Here is a 17,910-nt window from a genome sequence, read left to right as displayed (position 1 = left end):
TTTGTCGTATTCGCATTCAGAAAAATGCTAGGCGTAGTAAGTCTCTACTGCGTCGATGAAAGCACTGACATCGTCTTTGCTTAGTGCATTGATGCCTGCTGCGGCTTCTCGCCCCCCACCTGTAGGGAACTGCCCACACACTGCCACCGCACCTTGCTTGTTATTCAGTGGCGCACGAAGAGAAACAGTGTAAGTGCCGTCAGCGTTTTCCGTTAACACCGCATGCGCAGAGTCTGGAGTTTGGTTTGCAAGCCAGTTGCCATAAACACCACTGATTCGGCGTGATGCCGCATTGTCTGGCAGTTCAAACAGCTTGAGCTTAGTGCTGTCGTGAGTCGCAGGGACGGCGAGTGCTGCGTCCATATCTTGCTGATAAGCCGATTGTAATTGATAGTAAGGTGACGCGTTATCTGCTATCGCATCGAATGGTGAAGCGTATTGCTTTAATGCTTGATACAAGTCCGCAGGATGGAAATGAAGGTCGTCTACTTTCGAGCCATAACCGTTGTAATTAATCAACGTCCCGAGCTCTTTTAACTGCGCTTTTTGCGTTTCATTGAGTCCGGCTTTATCCGCCAACACATCCGCCTTAGCAATCAAGTTATCGCCATAAGCAGCAGTGATTGCCCAAGTATGGAAACGTCCTTCCAACAACTGATCGACAATCAAAGCAGTACACATATTAGCATCGAGGTCGATGTGCGCGTCCAAATTACCATGCTGAGGGATCTCACCCGCTTTGTGGTGATCGGCGTAGAAAACATGCGCGCCTTGAGCTAAAGCTTGCTCTAAACCTACCATGTTCTTTTCCATTGAAATGTCCAACACCGTCAGTTCATCACCCGCTTGCACATCCACTTTCTCCACCAGCTTGATGTCGCGCTTTACGCCCGTCACCAACTCAGCGTTGATAGGATCCGCTAAACGCAATTGCAGCAATGCGATGATGCCGTCGGCATCGCCATTAAAAATGTCGTAATTCATTGAACGATAGTTCCTTTATCGAGAATCATACCCCAACGGATGCTTTTAGGGTGCATGAATCCTATTGTGCGAAATGAGCACAGCAAGTCAACTCAAGGAGGGAGTTGAAAATGAGAGCTGCGCTCTAAACTTTAAGCGTAGAACCATACTCTCATTTTCTAGATTTAATAAGGAGGGAAAATAGTATTAACTGTGCAGTCGGCTCACCGCTTCTTCAAGCAGTAGCAATTGCTCCATACCTTGCTCGGTTGCCACTGGTTTAACGACATTGAGCATTTGCAGCATACCTTGTTTTACCATTTGCTCGGTAATTTCGGTCTTTGGTGACATCGCTGACTGGTAAGCTAACCAACTACACGCGATAAGGTGCAGTGTACAAACCAATGATTTCAACTGCTCTTGATCAACATTCAATAGTTTCAAAGACACAAACTCTTGCATGATCGCGATCAGGTTGGCTTGCAGCTTCTCTTGAACATCAATGTATTCATCATGCAGTTGTTCGTCTCGAGAAAGGATTTCGGGAAGATTCGCGTAGAAAAAACGGTACTTCCACATCAAAGTGAAGATCGAGTCGAGGTAGCTTTTCAGCATGGTCAGGCTCTCTTGAGAACCTTGAATAGGGGTAAAGCGTTCTAGCAGTTCCGCAGAGTATAGCGCGAAGATCTCACGCACAATTTCCTGCTTATTACGGAAGTGGTAGTAAAGGTTGCCTGGGCTAATTTCAATATGGTCAGCAATGTGATTGGTTGTGATATTGCGCTCACCATGTTGGTTGAACAACTCCAGTGCGGCATAGACGATTTTGTCGCGCGTTTTCATGGTTATCGTATTCCCTCTTCATTAACGAATCGAGTATAGCGACTTCACCAACCTAGGTCGATAGAGGCTCCAAATACGGTAACATAGCAGACCAGTTAGAATACCAATCGAGTTCGCAATCAAGTCGTGCCAAGACGTTTGGCGCCCCACATAACCTTGTAATACTTCAATCACAGCGCTGAATAAAAGAATACTCAGTGCCACAATCCAACGCTGACGCCAATTTGCGACACAGAAGCCTCCCAAGAAACCAAAACCACTGTACGCCATCGCATGCTGCATCTTATCCAAATATGCAATGTTGCCCCAATCTTGCAACTCTCCCGAGCTCAGAGACAAGTACGCAATCAAAGTCGCATAACTAAGCAGCACCAAACGTCCAGCAGTCAGGTTCATTATTTATCCTTAAGCAATAGGGAATGGAAAAGCGGTCACTTGGTCGATATGGTCACAACCCAGCGCCAACATGATCAGGCGATCAACGCCTAACGCCACACCTGCGCAATCTGGCAAACCTGCTTCTAATGCGCCAATCAAATGGTAATCAATCGGCTGTGGTTTTAAACCCATTTCCAGACGCTTAGCATTATCTTGTTCAAAACGCGCCAATTGCTCTTTCGGGTTGTCCAGCTCGTGGAAACCGTTCGCCAGCTCAATGCCTTTGAAGTACACCTCGAAGCGATCCGCCACTCGGTTGTCTTGCGGGTTGATTTTTGCCAGCGCCGCCTGCGATGCAGGGAAGTCATACACAAATGCAGGCGCTTGTTGACCAATCTTAGCTTCGACACCAATACTGAAAAGTAGTTGCAGCAAGGTATCGCGATCCTCCTCAGGCTCAGCAATATCACTTAGCCCTAGCTTAGCTGCGACCACTTTTAGCTCTTGCATAGAGCCTTCTAAAGGGCACACACCTAGCACATCAATAAAAGCTTGCTGGTAAGTCATACGTTCTGCCGCACCACACTTCAGCACCAGTTGAAGTAGGTCATCCATCTCATCCATCAACTTATGGTGATCAAAACCAATCCGGTACCACTCCAGCATGGTGAACTCGGGGTTGTGATGACGACCATTCTCTTCGTTACGAAACGCTTTGTTAATTTGGTAGATACAGCCGCTGCCCGCCGCCAACAAGCGCTTCATATGGAATTCAGGGCTGGTCATAAAGAACAGTTTGCTGCCGTCGGCATAGCCCGGTCCAACAAACTCTGTTTGGAAGGTATGCAAATGAATGTCGGTCACCGTGGCGTGACTCATGGCTGGCGTGTCAACTTCCATCACCTTTCGCTCGGCAAAGAATTGACGAATAGCGGTGATCAACGCAGCACGTTGACGAAGTTGTTCCATAGAAGCGGTAGGTTGCCAGGTCGTTTGCATAACAAGAGTCTCAATACATTGGTGAGCGAGGAAAATAGCAATTTTGGCACGCTTTGCCTAGTTCATCGATAGGGGATTCCTCTTAATTTCATCCGTCTAAATACGAATAAAACTCGATTAAAACTGAAGCAAGCATTTCACGTTCCACAGTACAAAAAACACTCACAATTAATCCTATTATCAATGAGGGTAATGTCGTGCAACACCTATGTAACATTGACCGAGTTTACGTTTATCCCTCAACCGTTTCGTGCCGTGATAGCAGTCACATAACCTAGAATTTCTATGCTCTTGTGTGCATTACCGGAGAAAAAACCCAAATACATCAATTTTTCTGCCATAAGGCTCCCCTACACTAACCCTACTACTTTTGAGGGATTGCCTTAAAACCCTTCCCTCACACTCACAATAACAAGCGGATTTCCGCAATCACACACTGGAGGATAACTGTGCAAATTATCACCACAGATATCGCAGTCATCGGCGCAGGCGGCGCTGGTCTTCGTACTGCTATTGCAGCGGCTGAAGCAAACCCGGACTTAGAAGTAGCACTTATTTCTAAAGTTTACCCAATGCGCTCCCACACGGTTGCTGCAGAAGGTGGCTCAGCAGCAGTTATCAAGGATGAAGATAGCTTAGACAACCACTTCAACGACACTGTTGGCGGTGGTGACTGGCTATGTGAACAGGACGTTGTTGAATACTTTGTAGAGAACGCGACTCGCGAAATGATCCAAATGGAGCAATGGGGTTGCCCATGGAGTCGTAAAGAGAACGGTGAAGTCAACGTACGCCGCTTTGGTGGTATGAAGGTTGAACGTACTTGGTTCGCTGCAGATAAAACTGGCTTCCACATGCTTCACACGCTATTCCAGACGTCGATGAAGTACGACAACATCAAGCGCTTTGATGAGTACTTTGTTGTCGACTTGCTTGTTGATGAAGGTGAAGTACAAGGTCTGATTGCAATCCACATGTCTGAAGGTGAACTGGTTACGATTAAGGCGAAGTCTGTCGTACTAGCAACGGGTGGCGCAGGTCGCGTTTACCACTGTAACACCAACGGCGGTATCGTAACGGGCGATGGCATGGCGATGGCTTACCGTCACGGCGTTCCTCTACGTGATATGGAATTCGTTCAGTACCACCCAACAGGTCTTCCTGGCACTGGTATCCTGATGACTGAAGGTTGTCGTGGTGAAGGCGGTATCATCGTCAACAAAGACGGCTACCGTTACCTACAAGACTACGGTATGGGTCCTGAGACTCCAGTGGGTCAACCTAAGAACAAATACATGGAACTGGGTCCTCGTGACAAAGTTTCTCAAGCTTTCTGGCACGAACAACAGAAAGGCAACACCATCAAACACCCTCTTGGTGATGTGGTGCACCTAGACCTTCGCCACCTAGGTGAAGAGTATCTACAAGAGCGTCTACCATTCATTTGTGAGCTAGCGAAAGCTTACGTGAACGTTGACCCAGCAAAAGAGCCAATTCCAATTCGTCCAACGGTTCACTACACCATGGGTGGTATTGAAACCAACGGCGAATGTGAAACTCGCATTAAAGGTCTATTCGCGGTTGGCGAATGTGCGTCTGTTGGTCTTCACGGTGCAAACCGTCTAGGTTCTAACTCGCTGGCTGAGTTCGTGGTATTTGGTCGCGTTGCGGGTGAACAAGCGGTGAAACGTGCTGCAGAATTCAAAGGCTGGAACGAAGAGTCTATCGCGACTCAGGTGAAAGCAGTTGAAGACCGCATTGCCGCTCTAATGAACCAAGAAGGTGATGAAAACTGGGCAGATATCCGTACTGAAATGGGTCACACCATGGAAGCAGGTTGTGGTATCTACCGCCAAGAAGACTTGATGCAAGCAACCATCGAGAAAATCACTGAGCTGAAAGAGCGTTACAAGAAAATCAGCATCAAAGACAAAGGCAAAGTGTTCAACACTGACCTTCTTTACGCTATTGAAGTGGGCTACGGTCTAGAAGTCGCAGAAGCGATGGTTCACTCTGCAATCCTGCGTAAAGAATCTCGTGGTGCGCACCAACGTCTAGACGATGGTTGTACAGAGCGTGATGACGTGAACTTCCTGAAACACTCGCTTGCTTTCTTCAAAGAAGATGCAGCACCAAGTATCGACTACAGCAACGTGACAATTACTAAGTCACAGCCTAAAGCACGTCTATACGGTGAAGCAGCAGAGAAAGCAGCAGCAGCTGAAAAAGCCGCTGAAGCAGAAGCGAAGAAGGCAGAGGAGCAAGCATAATGTCATCAAACCGCATTCAAAAAGTCGACATTCTGCGTTACGACCCAGAGAAGGACGCAGAACCATATACTCAAACGTTCGAAGTACCTTTTGATGAAACCATGTCTGTGCTTGATGCGCTTGGTTACATCAAAGATCACCTAGACAAAGATCTGTCTTACCGCTGGTCTTGTCGTATGGCGATCTGTGGTTCTTGCGGCATTATGGTAAACAACGTGCCTAAGCTAGCTTGTAAGAGCTTCCTACGTGATTACCCGAATGGCGTGACTATCGAGCCACTAGCAAACTTCCCAATCGAGAAAGACTTGATCGTGGACATGACGCCGTTCATCGAGCGCTTAGAAGCTATCAAACCTTACATCATTGGTAACGACCGCAAACCAGAAGACGGCACAAACCTGCAAACGCCTGAGCAAATGGCGAAATACAAGCAGTTTGCTGGCTGTATCAACTGTGGTCTGTGCTACGCAGCATGTCCTCAGTTTGGTTTGAACCCTGAGTTCATCGGTCCTGCTGCTCTAACTCTGGCACACCGTTACAACCTAGACAGCCGTGACAACGGTAAAGATGAGCGCATGAAGCTGATCAACGGTGAAAACGGCGCTTGGGGTTGTACGTTCGTAGGTTACTGTTCTGAAGTTTGTCCGAAGAGCGTAGATCCTGCAGCGGCAGTAAACCAAGGCAAAGTAGAGTCTTCTATGGACTTCGTAATTGCTATGTTGAAACCTGATGGTTCACCGAAAAAAGTGGAGGCATAAGGATGAGCAACCGTAAACCTTACGTTCGTGAAGTAAAACGCACTTGGTGGAAGAACCATCCTTTCTACCGCTTCTACATGCTACGTGAAGCAACTGTGCTTCCTCTAATCCTGTTCACTATCTTCCTGACTTTCGGTCTAGGTTCTCTAGTGAAAGGTCCTGAAGCTTGGCAAGGTTGGTTGGAGTTCATGGCAAACCCTATCGTGGTAGCGATCAACATCGTTGCACTACTAGGTAGCCTGTTCCACGCACAAACTTTCTTCAGCATGATGCCACAGGTTATGCCAATTCGTCTGAAAGGCAAACCAGTGGATAAGAAAATCATCGTTCTGACTCAGTGGGCAGCAGTTGCGTTCATCTCACTGATCGTTCTCATCGTGATGTAAGGAGCTTGAGTAATGAAACCAAATTATAGTGTTAATACAGCACCGAAACGTTCTGATGAGCCAATCTGGTGGGGTCTATTTGGTGCCGGTGGTACTTGGTTCGCAATGATCACGCCAATCACGGTACTCGTACTCGGCATCCTAGTTCCACTAGGTGTGATTGATGCAGAAGCAATGAGCTACGAGCGCGTATCTGAATTCGCAACCAGCATCATTGGTGCACTGTTCATCATCGGTACGCTAGCACTGCCAATGTGGCATGCAATGCACCGTGTACACCACGGCATGCACGACCTTAAATTCCACACGGGGGTGGTAGGTAAGATCGCATGTTACGCGTTTGCAGGTCTTATCTCTGCACTGGCTGTCGTCTTTATCTTCATGATTTAAGACGCTGACGGAAAATGAAAAAAGCTGGCGCCTCGCCAGCTTTTTTATTGCCTGTTATTTGGTTTATCGTCAGCGCTATTCGTTTCAGACACTATTCAATAAAGGTCGCGATTTCATCCAGTGACTTTTTGTGCATTGCATGTTCTGGAATGGTTGCGTTTTCTTCCGGATAACCGGTCACAATCAACATGTATGGACGGTCAACATCGTTGTCTCGCCCACAAATCTTACTCAAGAAACTCATCGGCTTTGGCGTGTGAGTCAAGGTACCCAAACCGGCGTTATGCAATGCTTGAAGCAAAAAGCCTGTGGCAATCCCTACTGACTCGTGTACGTAATAATTGGTTTGTTCCCCATCATTGCTCATGCCACCTTTCTTTTGCGAAAACACAGCGATCAGCCACGGCGCTTTTTCCAAATACGGCTTACTGGCATTCGTGCCGAGTGGTTTCAGTGCATCTAACCATTCTTGCCCAGCTCGACCTTCATAGAAAGAACGTTCTAATTCTTCAGCGGCTTGGCGGATCTGCCCTTTCACTTCTGCACGGTTAATCGCAACGAAATGCCAAGGTTGATGGTTTGCCCCACTAGGTGCCGTACCTGCCGCTCTAATACAGTGCTCAATCACTTCTTTCGCAACTGGGCGATCAGAGAAACTTCGAATGGAATGACGGCGCTGAAGTTGCTCAAGATTATGTACAGCTCTTGCTGCCATTTCTTGCGGAGGGTATTCCACATAATCATTGAGTGGATGGTGTTGCTCTTGAGTAGACATAGTGCTTCCTTGCGCTTGTTGGATGTTGATTCACTATAGCCACAAATTTCACCCTCGCCTTTTTATCTTCATAAAATCAATGTGATATTGAGATAAAGCGCAAATATTCAGCCGTATTTCACCAACAAAAAAGAGAGGCTGATAACTCGTATCAGCCTTTGCGTTACTCTGATTTGTACAGTTATCAGAGCTTTTAGTCACCTATGATCTTTTTGCTTTTTGAGCTTTTGACCACCCATGATCTTATTGCTGTGTGACCTTCTTAGTTTGGTCCATTAAGCCCAACGCGCCAAAGCCAGTAATCACATCAAGGTTGGTTTTCAGACCTGTTTCTTCACCACCACCAATGTAGTTTTGTGGCATCTGCACTTGGAAGTTTTGCAGGTTGTTGTACAGCGAGTTCGCCACGTCTCGATTCAACTCGGCCAAGTACACTTCTCGGTTTGCACCCAGTGCCGCATACTTCGCTTTCAAGACTTCCGCTTCTGCACGACCTTTTTCAAGAATCGCTTTTGCTTCAAATTCCGCAGACAAAGCATTGGCTTTTTGAATCGCTAGGTTAGCTTCCGCTACTGCTAGCTCTTTCTCTTTTTCCACCTCAGCCAGTCGCTTAGTTTTCTCTACTTCAACAATTTCACGCTCCGCAATTTGACGCGCAACTTCGACTTCTTTTTGCTGTGCGATGATCGCGAGCTCTTTGCTACGCTGAGCATCTTGTACTTCACGAGTACGTTGAATCTCTTTACGTAACTGCTCAGTCTCTGCTTGTGCTTTGGAGGTCTCTTGCTCCTGAATCGCACGAATACGGTCGGCAACTAGACGCTTCTTATCTGCCAACAACTGATCAAGCTGTTTCTCTGGCTGCGGGTCACCGATGGTCACCTGCGTCACTTGAATACCGTATTGCTGTAGCGGGTTATCCTGTCGGATTGGTTGCCCTGTTCCATCCACAACCGGAACCGTCTTCCACACCAATTGGTTAGTACGTTGCAGTTGGTTCGCATTCGATTGGTTAGCACCTACTGGAGCAAGGTCTAGCTCTTCCACTTCTACCTGACGACGCTCAGTCAGATAAATGCCTTCACGCAGTTGATCACCCAATTTGGATTTGAACTGGTTCAAACCACCTTGGAAGAACTCTTCCCCCGTGTACTGGGTCGCGGTAATCACTGTCACGTTACGTGCGTTCTTCACCAACAGAGCATCGATAAGGTTGCTGTTGTTGCGGAACTCTTTGTGCATCTTCTTAACCGCTTCAGGATCATTGCTGAGCTTAAAGCGGAATGTCACCGGAATTTGACCAATGTAGGTATCGGCAAAGCGAACCTGCACCGCATCAAGGCGTTGATAAAAATCCTCGCCCTTGCTGTTACCAAATGACACTGTGATCACTTGGTCATACTTGGTGATCTTAGACAGGAACGGCATACGAAAATGAATGCCCGGCTCCGTGAATACATCCAATTCACCGGTGATGTTGTTCTGATGCACATAGCTGTAACCCGCATCGGTCATTAGCACTGAGCTGTTAATCGTTAAGCCTATGGCCAGCAGCGGGATACCAAATACGGCTGCTTTCAATCCTTTATGTAGTAACTGACGTCTCTCTTCCACTTTTAAACCTCGTCCTAAGCCTCTGCTTTCCATTTTGTTCTCCTTTTTAGGTTGTCATTGAGTTAAATCGATAAAAATCAAATTGCTATACAACTCGCTGACAACGAGGACTAATGTATCAAATTGTGACATTAAGAAATAATCGAAAGATTCATGAAATAAATAAGATTTTTACGAATAATATAAAATCATTAAAAATTTGCGGAGGATATCGATGTTTTGCACAGAAGCATTAAAGGGAGGGGAATTGCAGACAATAAAAAAGGCCGCCGAAGCGACCTTTTTCATCAAATACGTTTGAGTGAATTACTTCACACGACCTACGTATTCAGCAGTACGAGTGTCAACTTTGATCACTTCACCGATCGCGATGAATAGTGGAACACGTACAACAGCGCCAGTTGATAGCGTAGCTGGTTTACCACCTGTGCCTTGAGTATCACCTTTCAGACCTGGATCTGTATCTGTAACTTCTAGCTCAACGAAGTTTGGTGGAGTAACAGTAATTGGGTTACCGTTCCAAAGCGTGATCATACAAGTGTTGTTTTCTACCAACCACTTAGCGTTGTCGCCAACTGCTTTCGCGTCTGCAGCGATCTGCTCGAAAGTTTCGTTGTTCATAAAGTGGTAGAATTCGCCGTCTGAATATAGATAATCTAGGTCGATATCCATTACGTCTGCCACTTCACAAGTGTCACCAGACTTGAATGTTTTCTCTAGCACTTTACCAGAAAGAAGTTTACGAATTTTAACGCGGTTGAACGCTTGGCCTTTACCTGGTTTAACGTATTCGTTTTCCAGAATTACACAAGGCTCGTTATCAAGCATTAACTTAAGGCCGCCTTTAAATTCATTGGTGCTAACTGTAGCCATTTTTTCCTCTTACATTCTTAGAGCTAAATTCAATGCCGCACATAATAACCCGAAAAGTCGAATCTGTTGAGCAAAACTGGCTCAAACAGTTAGCGAATGGGATCTCTGATCCTGCAAAATTGCTGGAAATGTTGGAAATTGATCCATCGCCATGGCTGGACGGGTTTGCTGCGCGCAAGCTGTTTGCACAGCGTGTACCGCAAAGTTTTGTCGATAGGATGGAAAAAGGCAATCCTTACGATCCACTTTTACGCCAAGTATTACCTTTGAGCGAAGAATTTGAGGTCCATGAAGGCTATTCCAATGATCCGCTAGAAGAGCAAGACAATGACATTCCGGGATTGCTGCACAAGTATCGCAACCGCGCCTTGATGATTGTGAAAGGCGGCTGTGCGGTGAATTGCCGTTACTGCTTCCGCCGCCACTTCCCTTATCAAGAAAACAAAAGCGGCAAGCAAGCATGGACTAAGTGCCTTGAGTACATGGCACAACAACCTGAGCTAAACGAAGTGATCTTCTCTGGTGGCGATCCTTTGATGGCAAAAGACGATGAGATCCACTGGCTATTGGAGCACATCGCACAAATTCCACATATCAAACGCCTGCGTATTCACAGCCGTTTGCCTGTCGTGATTCCTGCTCGTATTACTGATGAGCTATGTCACCTACTTCGCGCTTCTCGTCTGCAAATCATCTTGGTGACTCATATCAACCACGCCAACGAAATCAACGCTGAGTTTGCCGCTCAAATGGCGAAGTTGAAGCAGGCTGGCGTTACCTTGTTAAACCAGGGGGTACTGCTGAAAGACGTTAACAACAGCGTTGAAGCACAAGTTGCACTGAACGAAGCGTTATTTGATGCTGGCATTTTGCCTTACTACTTGCACGTTTTAGATAAAGTCCAAGGCGCGGCACACTACTTTGTTTCCGATGAAGAAGCGAAAGAGCTCATGCGCGGCGTAATCACGCGAGTGTCTGGATATTTAGTGCCTAAATTGACCCGTGAAATTGGTGGTCGACCAAGTAAAACACCACTGGATCTGCATCTAGAGTAAGTTGCTTGCCGTATAAAGATTGTCGTTACGAGTAAAAGCTTTTGTTCGCTCAGGCGGTCTTATCTATGCATACTCCGCAAATTTGGAGGTTAAGATGCAAGCAACTTTTGAACACTATTTCGATCTTGGCCCATTCAGTTGGGCGGCATTACTTTGCTGCGCAATCAATGGTTTGATGATTGGCATTGAGCGTCAAACTCGAGGTAAACCCGTTGGTATTCGTACTGCAATTCTCGTCATATCAGGTACTTACCTATTTATGTCAATGGCGGTTTCGCTCTCACCGAACACATTAGACCAAGCTCGTGTTCTTGGGCAGATCATTACTGGTGTTGGTTTTTTAGGTGCAGGTGTGATGATGACTCAAGACGGCAAAATCCATGGTGTGACTTCAGCAGCAGTAATTTGGGTATTGGCAGGCTTGGGCTTGATGATTGGCTTAGGTTACTTATCGCAGTCGATCATTATTACCGTGTTGGCATTGACCGTTTTGCTCGGTGTAGACCGGGCAGAAAACCGCGTCAAAGCTTTGCGCCGCGGTGTGCACCAGAAAATGCAGCAGCGAAAAACATCCACACGTTTGATCAAATAATCCATTCAATAAAAAGACCCCGACGTCTCGCCGGGGTCTTTTTGTATCTGGCATTTATCGTGGAAGGTCGCGGAACTTATTTCGCAAAGTTCACGATAGGGAAACACTTGAAGAAACCGTTGTCCGCACAGTTTAGAAGACCAATTTGAACACCATCGATTTGATCAGTCATGTTGAAGACACCAAGCTGGAAGTTAGATTTTTTAGAGATACTTGCCAGACCAATATCTGCCATTGTGTAACCTTCAGAGTAGTTCACCGCACTCCAGTTCAAACCTTTCACATTGTTTGTTACGTTCACTGCACCCAAGTTAACACCGTTCGTCTGACCTTGGTTCCAGTTAAATAGACCCAGAGAAGCACCTGTCATTTCTTGGTTTACTTTTGATGCACCAAAGAAAAGACCGAAGTTCACACCGGTTGTACGATCTGTTTCAGACATACCAAGTAGAGAGAAATCGACACCTTTCACTTCGTTCACCTGACCGTGAAGAACAGCAAGACGCACACCACCAACTGAGGAGTTAGAAGGCGCGTTCGTGTTGTCGATTGTAGAGAACATAACTGGTGAGCTGTCAGCAAGAGCAACAGGTGAAGCGATAACGGCTGCAACAGCCAGTGACGTCATTAGCTTTTTCATTTTCATCTCCATGGGGATTTGTCTTTTACAACATAGTGTAGTGTTCAGAGTTTGCGCTATTTTTAGTTGATGAATGTTAGCGCTAAGTCATATTTAACTGAGTGAATATTTAACCCAATAATTCACACGCATTATTTATCCGCTTTTTTCCTAAACTCTGATGATTAGTAACCACTCAATTTCGAGTGTTTCCGTCAATGTTCTCAGCACTCAGCTCAATCCAATAACACCTTGCTCTGCTATGTCTAACGAAGAAGAATCAGAATTTCCCTACAACTCAATCTCACCCACAAACAGTCCCAATTCACAGACATAAAAAAGCCGAGGCATTCACCTCGGCTTCCTAGTTTGGTTTGGTCGGTTGTCTTTAAGCTATAACGTCTTAGAGCAAAGAGAAAGCGCAGAGTTTACGCACGTAAATGAGCACTTTCGATGCAGCTATAAGGCGTTAGAGCGACAAGACAAGCAGCAAATTACATCATGCCGCCCATACCACCCATACCGCCCATACCACCCATGTCAGGCATACCTGCGCCTTCTTTTTGTGGTAGGTCAGTAACCATCGCTTCAGTTGTGATCATTAGACCTGCAACTGATGCTGCAAATTGTAGAGCAGAACGCGTTACTTTAGTTGGGTCTAGGATACCCATCTCTAGCATGTCGCCGTACTCGCCTGTTGCTGCGTTGTAGCCGTAAGAACCTTCACCTGCTTTCACGTTGTTCGCTACTACTGACTCTTCATCACCCGCGTTCTTCGTGATTTGACGGATTGGCGCTTCCATTGCGCGTAGTGCAACGCGGATACCAACGTTTTGCTCTTCGTTGTCACCTTCTAGGTCAACAATCTTAGATGCTGCACGGATTAGTGCTACACCACCACCAGCAACAACGCCTTCTTCAACCGCTGCGCGAGTTGCATGCAGTGCATCTTCTACGCGGTCTTTCTTCTCTTTCATCTCAACTTCAGTTGCTGCACCAACTTTGATTACTGCAACACCGCCTGCTAGCTTAGCAACGCGCTCTTGTAGTTTCTCTTTGTCGTAGTCTGAAGTTGCATCTTCGATTTGCTGACGGATTTGAGCAACACGACCTTGGATCATTGCTTCTTCACCCACGCCATCGATGATGGTTGTGTTTTCTTTTGTGATTGCAACGCGCTTCGCCTGACCTAGGTCTTCTAGTGCTACTTTTTCTAGCTCTAGACCAACTTCTTCAGAAATCACGATACCGCCAGTTAGGATAGCGATGTCTTGTAGCATTGCTTTACGACGGTCACCGAAACCAGGCGCTTTCACTGCTGCTACTTTCACGATGCCACGCATGTTGTTCACAACAAGTGTTGCTAGTGCTTCACCTTCTACGTCTTCAGCGATGATAAGTAGTGGGCGAGATGCTTTTGCTACTGCTTCTAGTGCTGGAAGAAGTTCACGGATGTTCGATACTTTCTTATCGATCAGAAGGATGAATGGGTTTTCTAGATCAACAGAACCTGCTTCTTGGTTGTTGATGAAGTAAGGAGATAGGTAACCGCGGTCGAACTGCATACCTTCAACGACATCTAGCTCATCTTGTAGTGCTTGACCTTCTTCAACAGTGATAACACCGTCGCGACCAACTTTTTCCATTGCTTCAGCAATGATGTTACCTACGCTTGAGTCAGAGTTCGCAGAGATAGTACCAACCTGTGCGATTGCTTTGGTGTCGTTACACTCAACAGATAGCTCTTTTAGTTGCTCAACTGCTGCGATAACTGCTTTGTCGATACCGCGCTTAAGGTCCATTGGGTTCATACCCGCTGCAACTGCTTTTAGACCTTCATTTACGATTGCTTGCGCCAGTACAGTTGCCGTTGTTGTACCGTCACCCGCTGCGTCGTTTGCTTTAGACGCAACTTCTTTAACCATTTGTGCGCCCATGTTCTGGAATTTATCTTCCAGTTCAATTTCACGCGCTACTGATACACCATCTTTAGTGATCGTTGGTGCACCAAAAGATTTGTCTAGAACTACGTTACGACCTTTAGGACCCAGTGTTACTTTTACTGCGTCCGCTAGAACGTTTACGCCTTCTAACATTTTAACTCGTGCGTCATTACCAAATTTAACGTCTTTAGCAGCCATCTTTGATTTCCTTTCTAAATTCTGTTTTCGATTTCGTTTTTGAATCAGAGCAAAAAATTACTCAACGATTGCTATTAGTCGACAATAGCCATGATGTCGTTTTCAGACATTACTAGCACTTCTTTACCGTCGATTTTTTCAGTTTTAGTACCGTAACCTTCAGCGAAGATAACAGTATCACCAACTTTAACGTCCAGCGGTAGCACTGTGCCGTTCTCTAGGATGCGGCCTTTACCCACAGCTAGAACAACACCGCGAGTCGATTTTTCCGCAGCAGAACCAGTTAAAACGATGCCACCAGCTGACTTTGATTCAACTTCTTTACGTTCAACGATAACTCGGTCATGTAATGGACGAATGTTCATCGGTCGTCTCTCCTGAAAATTTCCATGTTTATTTGATAATTGCCCGCGCAGGGGCACGTGATCACTATATAAGGGGCAAAGCTAAGGATCCCAAGGGGTAGACGTGAATTTTTTGTGACTTAGTTAAAATAACCGGCAGCTAAGCAACGGTTTGCGCGCGAAATGCTCACTCGCCGAGGCAACGGCTTTCTTGTATCCTTGCCCTTCCCTCACCAGATAGATGTCAAAAATGCTGGAAAAGAATAAGCCGGACAATCAGACTCAAGACAAGCATGGTTTGTTGACCGCGCCCATTCCTGACACCTTACGCAAAATGACCGTCCCTATGACCATGGGCATGATCGCGATTTTGATGTTTAACTTGGTCGATACCTTTTTCATCTCGCTATTGGGTACCGAAGCGCTCGCGGCAATCAGTTATACCTTCCCAGTAACCTTTGCTGTGAACTGCATCACTATGGGCATTGGTATGGGTCTGTCGACCAATATCGGTCGCCTGTTGGGTCAAGGAGAGTCTTCTCAAGCAGCACGTTTTACTAGCCATGGTTTATTACTGGCAGTTGCTCTAGTTACGATTGCTTCAACGCTAGGTTTGTTTACCATCGAGCCATTATTCAGCTTCCTTGGCGCAAAAGAAGATTCCATTCCACTGATCAAGCAGTACATGCAAGTCTGGTATCTGACAATTCCCCTGCTGGTGATCCCAATGGCAGGCAATAGCGCTATTCGGGCGACTGGTGATACCAAGACTCCGGCGAAGATAATGATGCTCGCTGGATTGATTAACGGCATACTCGATCCATTACTCATCTTTGGCTACGGTCCTTTTCCTGAGCTCGGCATTCAAGGCGCTGCGATTGCTAGTGCATTCAGTTGGTTTGGTGCTTTGTGCGGTTCTTTCTATGTATTGATCAAACGCGAAAAGCTGCTTGCGGCCCCACAATGGCAGTGCATCAAACAAGATTGGCAACAAACGCTCAAGATCGGTACGCCCGCTGCTCTCTCGAATGCGATGACGCCGCTATCTGGTGCGATTCTGATGATGATTTTGTCTCACCATGGCACCGCAGCGGTTGCCGCTTATGGCGCTGCGCAGCGAATTGAGTCGATCTTGATTTTGGTGTTGATGTCACTGACTTCTGCACTCACCCCGTTTATGGCGCAAAACTTTGGGGCTAATAACCCTGCTCGTGCATTCGCTGGCTGGTTCCTGAGCATGCGCTTTGCGGTGGTGTTCCAAGGCTTTATCTTTTTGATGATGGTGCCCCTTAGCATTCCTCTCGCAGCACTCTTCTCCCAAGAAGCGGCAGTAAAAGACTTGCTGTGGCATTACCTCTTAGTCGTGCCGTTTAGCTATGGTTTCCAAGGTATTGTGATGATGCTGGTGAGTGGCTATAACGCGATGCACAAACCGCTGCGCGCTTTCCAATGGAGCTTTATGCGCTTGTTCGTCTTTACGCTGCCAGCGGCATGGATTGGCAGTCAGCTTTATAGCATCGAAGGTTTGTTCATTGGTATTGCTCTGGGTAACATACTAGGCGGTTTGTTAGGGTATCTCTTTGCCCTGCGCGAGCGTCGTATCACATTAGCAGAGCATGCGAGCTCTTAGTTCCACATAAAGCCAGTTTCAATCTCAGACGGACTTCAGCTTAGACAAGTTTCGGATAATAAAAAACCGCGGATAACCGCGGTTTTTTTAGATTTTGACTTTATCAAGCAGGCTTAGAATAGCTCTTCAGCAACTTGGTATAGGTCGTTGCGCACAGGACGCTTCATGTTCTCGATAGCATCGATGATGTCGTGGTGAACCAGTTGCTCTTTCACGATACCAACACAACGACCACCGTGGCCTTCCATTAGTAGGTGAACAGCATAGTTACCCATGCGAGACGCTAGAACGCGGTCAAATGCAGTTGGACGACCACCACGTTGGATGTGACCAAGAACCGTTGCACGAGTCTCACGACCTGTTGCCGCTTCGATCTCTTTCGCTAGTTCGTTTGCATCCATCATCAGCTCAGTTAGCGCGATGATTGCGTGTTTCTTACCTTTAGAGATACCGTCTTGGATGTTACCAATCAGCTTCTCTTTATCTAGACCAGTTTCTGGAGTAATGATGTACTCACAGCCACCTGCGATTGCAGACATCAGAGTTAGGTCACCACAGTGACGACCCATGATTTCTACGATAGAAATACGCTGGTGAGAAGAAGACGTGTCGCGTAGACGGTCGATTGCGTCGATAACTGTGTTTAGCGCTGTTAGGTAACCGATTGTGTAATCTGTACCTGCGATATCGTTATCGATTGTGCCTGGTAGACCGATACATGGGTACCCCATCTCAGTCAGTTTCTTAGCACCCATGTAAGAACCGTCACCACCGATAACAACTAGTGCATCGATACCGTGCTTTTTAAGGTTCTCAATCGCTTGTTCGCGTACTGCCACTTCCTTGAATTCAGGGAAACGTGCAGAACCTAGGAATGTACCACCCTTGTTGATCACATCAGAAACGCTAGAACGATCTAACCTTTCGATGCGGTCTTCGTAAAGACCTAGGTAGCCATCGTAAACACCGTAAACTTCCAATCCCTCAGATAGTGCTGTACGAACTACGCCGCGTACTGCAGCGTTCATACCAGGTGCGTCACCGCCACTTGTTAAAACACCGATCTTCTTAATCATGCTCACCCTCGATCTTTGGCAATCAATTATTTAATTTTCTTTTAGGCCCCTTGTTACCAAGCAACCTGCATAATCCAGAACTGTGCGTTATGTTACATTTCCTCTACAGGAATACCAATGAAAACACACTTTTTTATGTAACTTTTCTACTTATGTAAGAGTATTACAGTTTCTCTTTGCAACTTCGTTGATTCACATCAGGAT

The 17,910-nt window shown here is 46.4% G+C and carries 18 protein-coding genes; 7 read left to right on the top strand and 11 right to left on the bottom strand.

The annotated features are described in order from the left end of the window. Positions 1-27 precede the first annotated feature (27 nt). From VHA02S_RS16925 to epmA, 4 genes are all read right to left on the bottom strand, one after another. The gene (locus tag VHA02S_RS16925) at positions 28-984 is read right to left on the bottom strand and encodes an acetyltransferase (RefSeq protein ID WP_038898561.1); all 957 of its coding nucleotides are present in this window, start codon (positions 982-984) and stop codon (positions 28-30) included. Between the two features lie 186 nt (positions 985-1,170). Continuing rightward, entirely contained in the window at positions 1,171-1,806 is a 636-nt protein-coding gene (locus VHA02S_RS16920) for a TetR/AcrR family transcriptional regulator (protein WP_005448317.1), read from the bottom strand. Positions 1,807-1,827: 21 nt separating this feature from the next. Continuing rightward, positions 1,828-2,202: a VanZ family protein gene (locus VHA02S_RS16915; RefSeq protein ID WP_038898560.1), complete on the bottom strand. Its 375-nt coding sequence runs from the start codon at positions 2,200-2,202 to the stop codon at positions 1,828-1,830. 9 nt (positions 2,203-2,211) lie between these two features. After that, complete coding sequence (gene epmA, locus VHA02S_RS16910; RefSeq protein WP_038898559.1) at positions 2,212-3,183, bottom strand: elongation factor P--(R)-beta-lysine ligase; 972 nt, start codon at positions 3,181-3,183, stop codon at positions 2,212-2,214. 449 nt (positions 3,184-3,632) lie between these two features. Between epmA and frdA the strand changes: the two genes are divergently transcribed. Genes frdA through frdD form a run of 4 tightly spaced genes read left to right on the top strand, consistent with a single transcriptional unit; the run spans position 3,633 to position 6,987 of the window. Next, positions 3,633-5,453 carry a fumarate reductase (quinol) flavoprotein subunit gene (gene frdA / locus VHA02S_RS16905; protein ID WP_005448312.1) on the top strand — a complete coding sequence of 607 codons (1,821 nt, stop codon included), beginning with the start codon at positions 3,633-3,635 and terminating at the stop codon, positions 5,451-5,453. Next, positions 5,453-6,211 carry a succinate dehydrogenase/fumarate reductase iron-sulfur subunit gene (locus VHA02S_RS16900; protein ID WP_005425032.1) on the top strand — a complete coding sequence of 253 codons (759 nt, stop codon included), beginning with the start codon at positions 5,453-5,455 and terminating at the stop codon, positions 6,209-6,211. Before frdA ends, VHA02S_RS16900 begins: the two co-directional genes overlap by 1 nt. A 2-nt stretch (positions 6,212-6,213) precedes the next feature. Beyond that, a complete protein-coding gene (frdC, locus tag VHA02S_RS16895) occupies positions 6,214-6,597 on the top strand; it encodes a fumarate reductase subunit FrdC (protein WP_005425044.1) in 384 nt (127 codons plus the stop codon). A gap of 12 nt (positions 6,598-6,609) precedes the next feature. Continuing rightward, the gene (frdD, locus tag VHA02S_RS16890; protein ID WP_005425034.1) at positions 6,610-6,987 is read left to right on the top strand and encodes a fumarate reductase subunit FrdD; all 378 of its coding nucleotides are present in this window, start codon (positions 6,610-6,612) and stop codon (positions 6,985-6,987) included. A gap of 91 nt (positions 6,988-7,078) precedes the next feature. Here the strand turns inward: frdD and VHA02S_RS16885 are convergent, their stop codons facing one another. The 3 genes from VHA02S_RS16885 to efp form a co-directional block, all read right to left on the bottom strand. Further along, positions 7,079-7,762, bottom strand: a complete 684-nt coding sequence (locus VHA02S_RS16885; RefSeq protein WP_005448309.1) for a nitroreductase family protein — start codon at positions 7,760-7,762, stop codon at positions 7,079-7,081. Between the two features lie 243 nt (positions 7,763-8,005). Continuing rightward, the gene (locus VHA02S_RS16880) at positions 8,006-9,409 is read right to left on the bottom strand and encodes an SPFH domain-containing protein (protein ID WP_005425046.1); all 1,404 of its coding nucleotides are present in this window, start codon (positions 9,407-9,409) and stop codon (positions 8,006-8,008) included. A gap of 273 nt (positions 9,410-9,682) precedes the next feature. Further along, entirely contained in the window at positions 9,683-10,249 is a 567-nt protein-coding gene (gene efp, locus VHA02S_RS16875) for an elongation factor P (protein WP_005425036.1), read from the bottom strand. Positions 10,250-10,281: 32 nt separating this feature from the next. Here efp and epmB point away from each other — a divergent pair, with 32 nt between their 5' ends. Both epmB and VHA02S_RS16865 read left to right on the top strand, forming a co-directional pair. After that, complete coding sequence (gene epmB, locus VHA02S_RS16870) at positions 10,282-11,304, top strand: EF-P beta-lysylation protein EpmB (RefSeq protein WP_009698894.1); 1,023 nt, start codon at positions 10,282-10,284, stop codon at positions 11,302-11,304. A gap of 94 nt (positions 11,305-11,398) precedes the next feature. Next, positions 11,399-11,896 carry an MgtC/SapB family protein gene (locus tag VHA02S_RS16865; protein ID WP_005425045.1) on the top strand — a complete coding sequence of 166 codons (498 nt, stop codon included), beginning with the start codon at positions 11,399-11,401 and terminating at the stop codon, positions 11,894-11,896. A gap of 76 nt (positions 11,897-11,972) precedes the next feature. Here VHA02S_RS16865 and VHA02S_RS16860 read toward each other — a convergent pair whose 3' ends face one another. From VHA02S_RS16860 to VHA02S_RS16850, 3 genes are all read right to left on the bottom strand, one after another. Then, on the bottom strand, positions 11,973-12,536 hold the full coding sequence (locus VHA02S_RS16860) for a VC2662 family protein (RefSeq protein ID WP_005448292.1): 564 nt from the start codon (positions 12,534-12,536) through the stop codon (positions 11,973-11,975). A 473-nt stretch (positions 12,537-13,009) separates the two neighbouring features. Next, positions 13,010-14,656: a chaperonin GroEL gene (gene groL, locus VHA02S_RS16855; RefSeq protein ID WP_009698895.1), complete on the bottom strand. Its 1,647-nt coding sequence runs from the start codon at positions 14,654-14,656 to the stop codon at positions 13,010-13,012. 74 nt (positions 14,657-14,730) lie between these two features. Further along, positions 14,731-15,021, bottom strand: a complete 291-nt coding sequence (locus tag VHA02S_RS16850; RefSeq protein WP_005448290.1) for a co-chaperone GroES — start codon at positions 15,019-15,021, stop codon at positions 14,731-14,733. Between the two features lie 229 nt (positions 15,022-15,250). On the opposite strand from VHA02S_RS16850, the gene VHA02S_RS16845 reads away from it, so the two are divergent. Further along, positions 15,251-16,630, top strand: coding sequence for an MATE family efflux transporter (locus VHA02S_RS16845; protein WP_038898558.1), 1,380 nt, complete (start codon positions 15,251-15,253; stop codon positions 16,628-16,630). Positions 16,631-16,743: 113 nt separating this feature from the next. On the opposite strand, the gene pfkA is transcribed toward VHA02S_RS16845, so the two are convergent. Next, positions 16,744-17,706 carry a 6-phosphofructokinase gene (gene pfkA, locus VHA02S_RS16840; RefSeq protein ID WP_005448288.1) on the bottom strand — a complete coding sequence of 321 codons (963 nt, stop codon included), beginning with the start codon at positions 17,704-17,706 and terminating at the stop codon, positions 16,744-16,746. Positions 17,707-17,910: the final 204 nt, after the last annotated feature.

The organism is Vibrio harveyi NBRC 15634 = ATCC 14126 = KCTC 12724, assembly GCF_001591145.1.
In the GTDB taxonomy this organism is placed as follows: domain Bacteria; phylum Pseudomonadota; class Gammaproteobacteria; order Enterobacterales; family Vibrionaceae; genus Vibrio; species Vibrio harveyi.
This window is presented reverse-complemented; position numbering and strand designations above follow the sequence as displayed.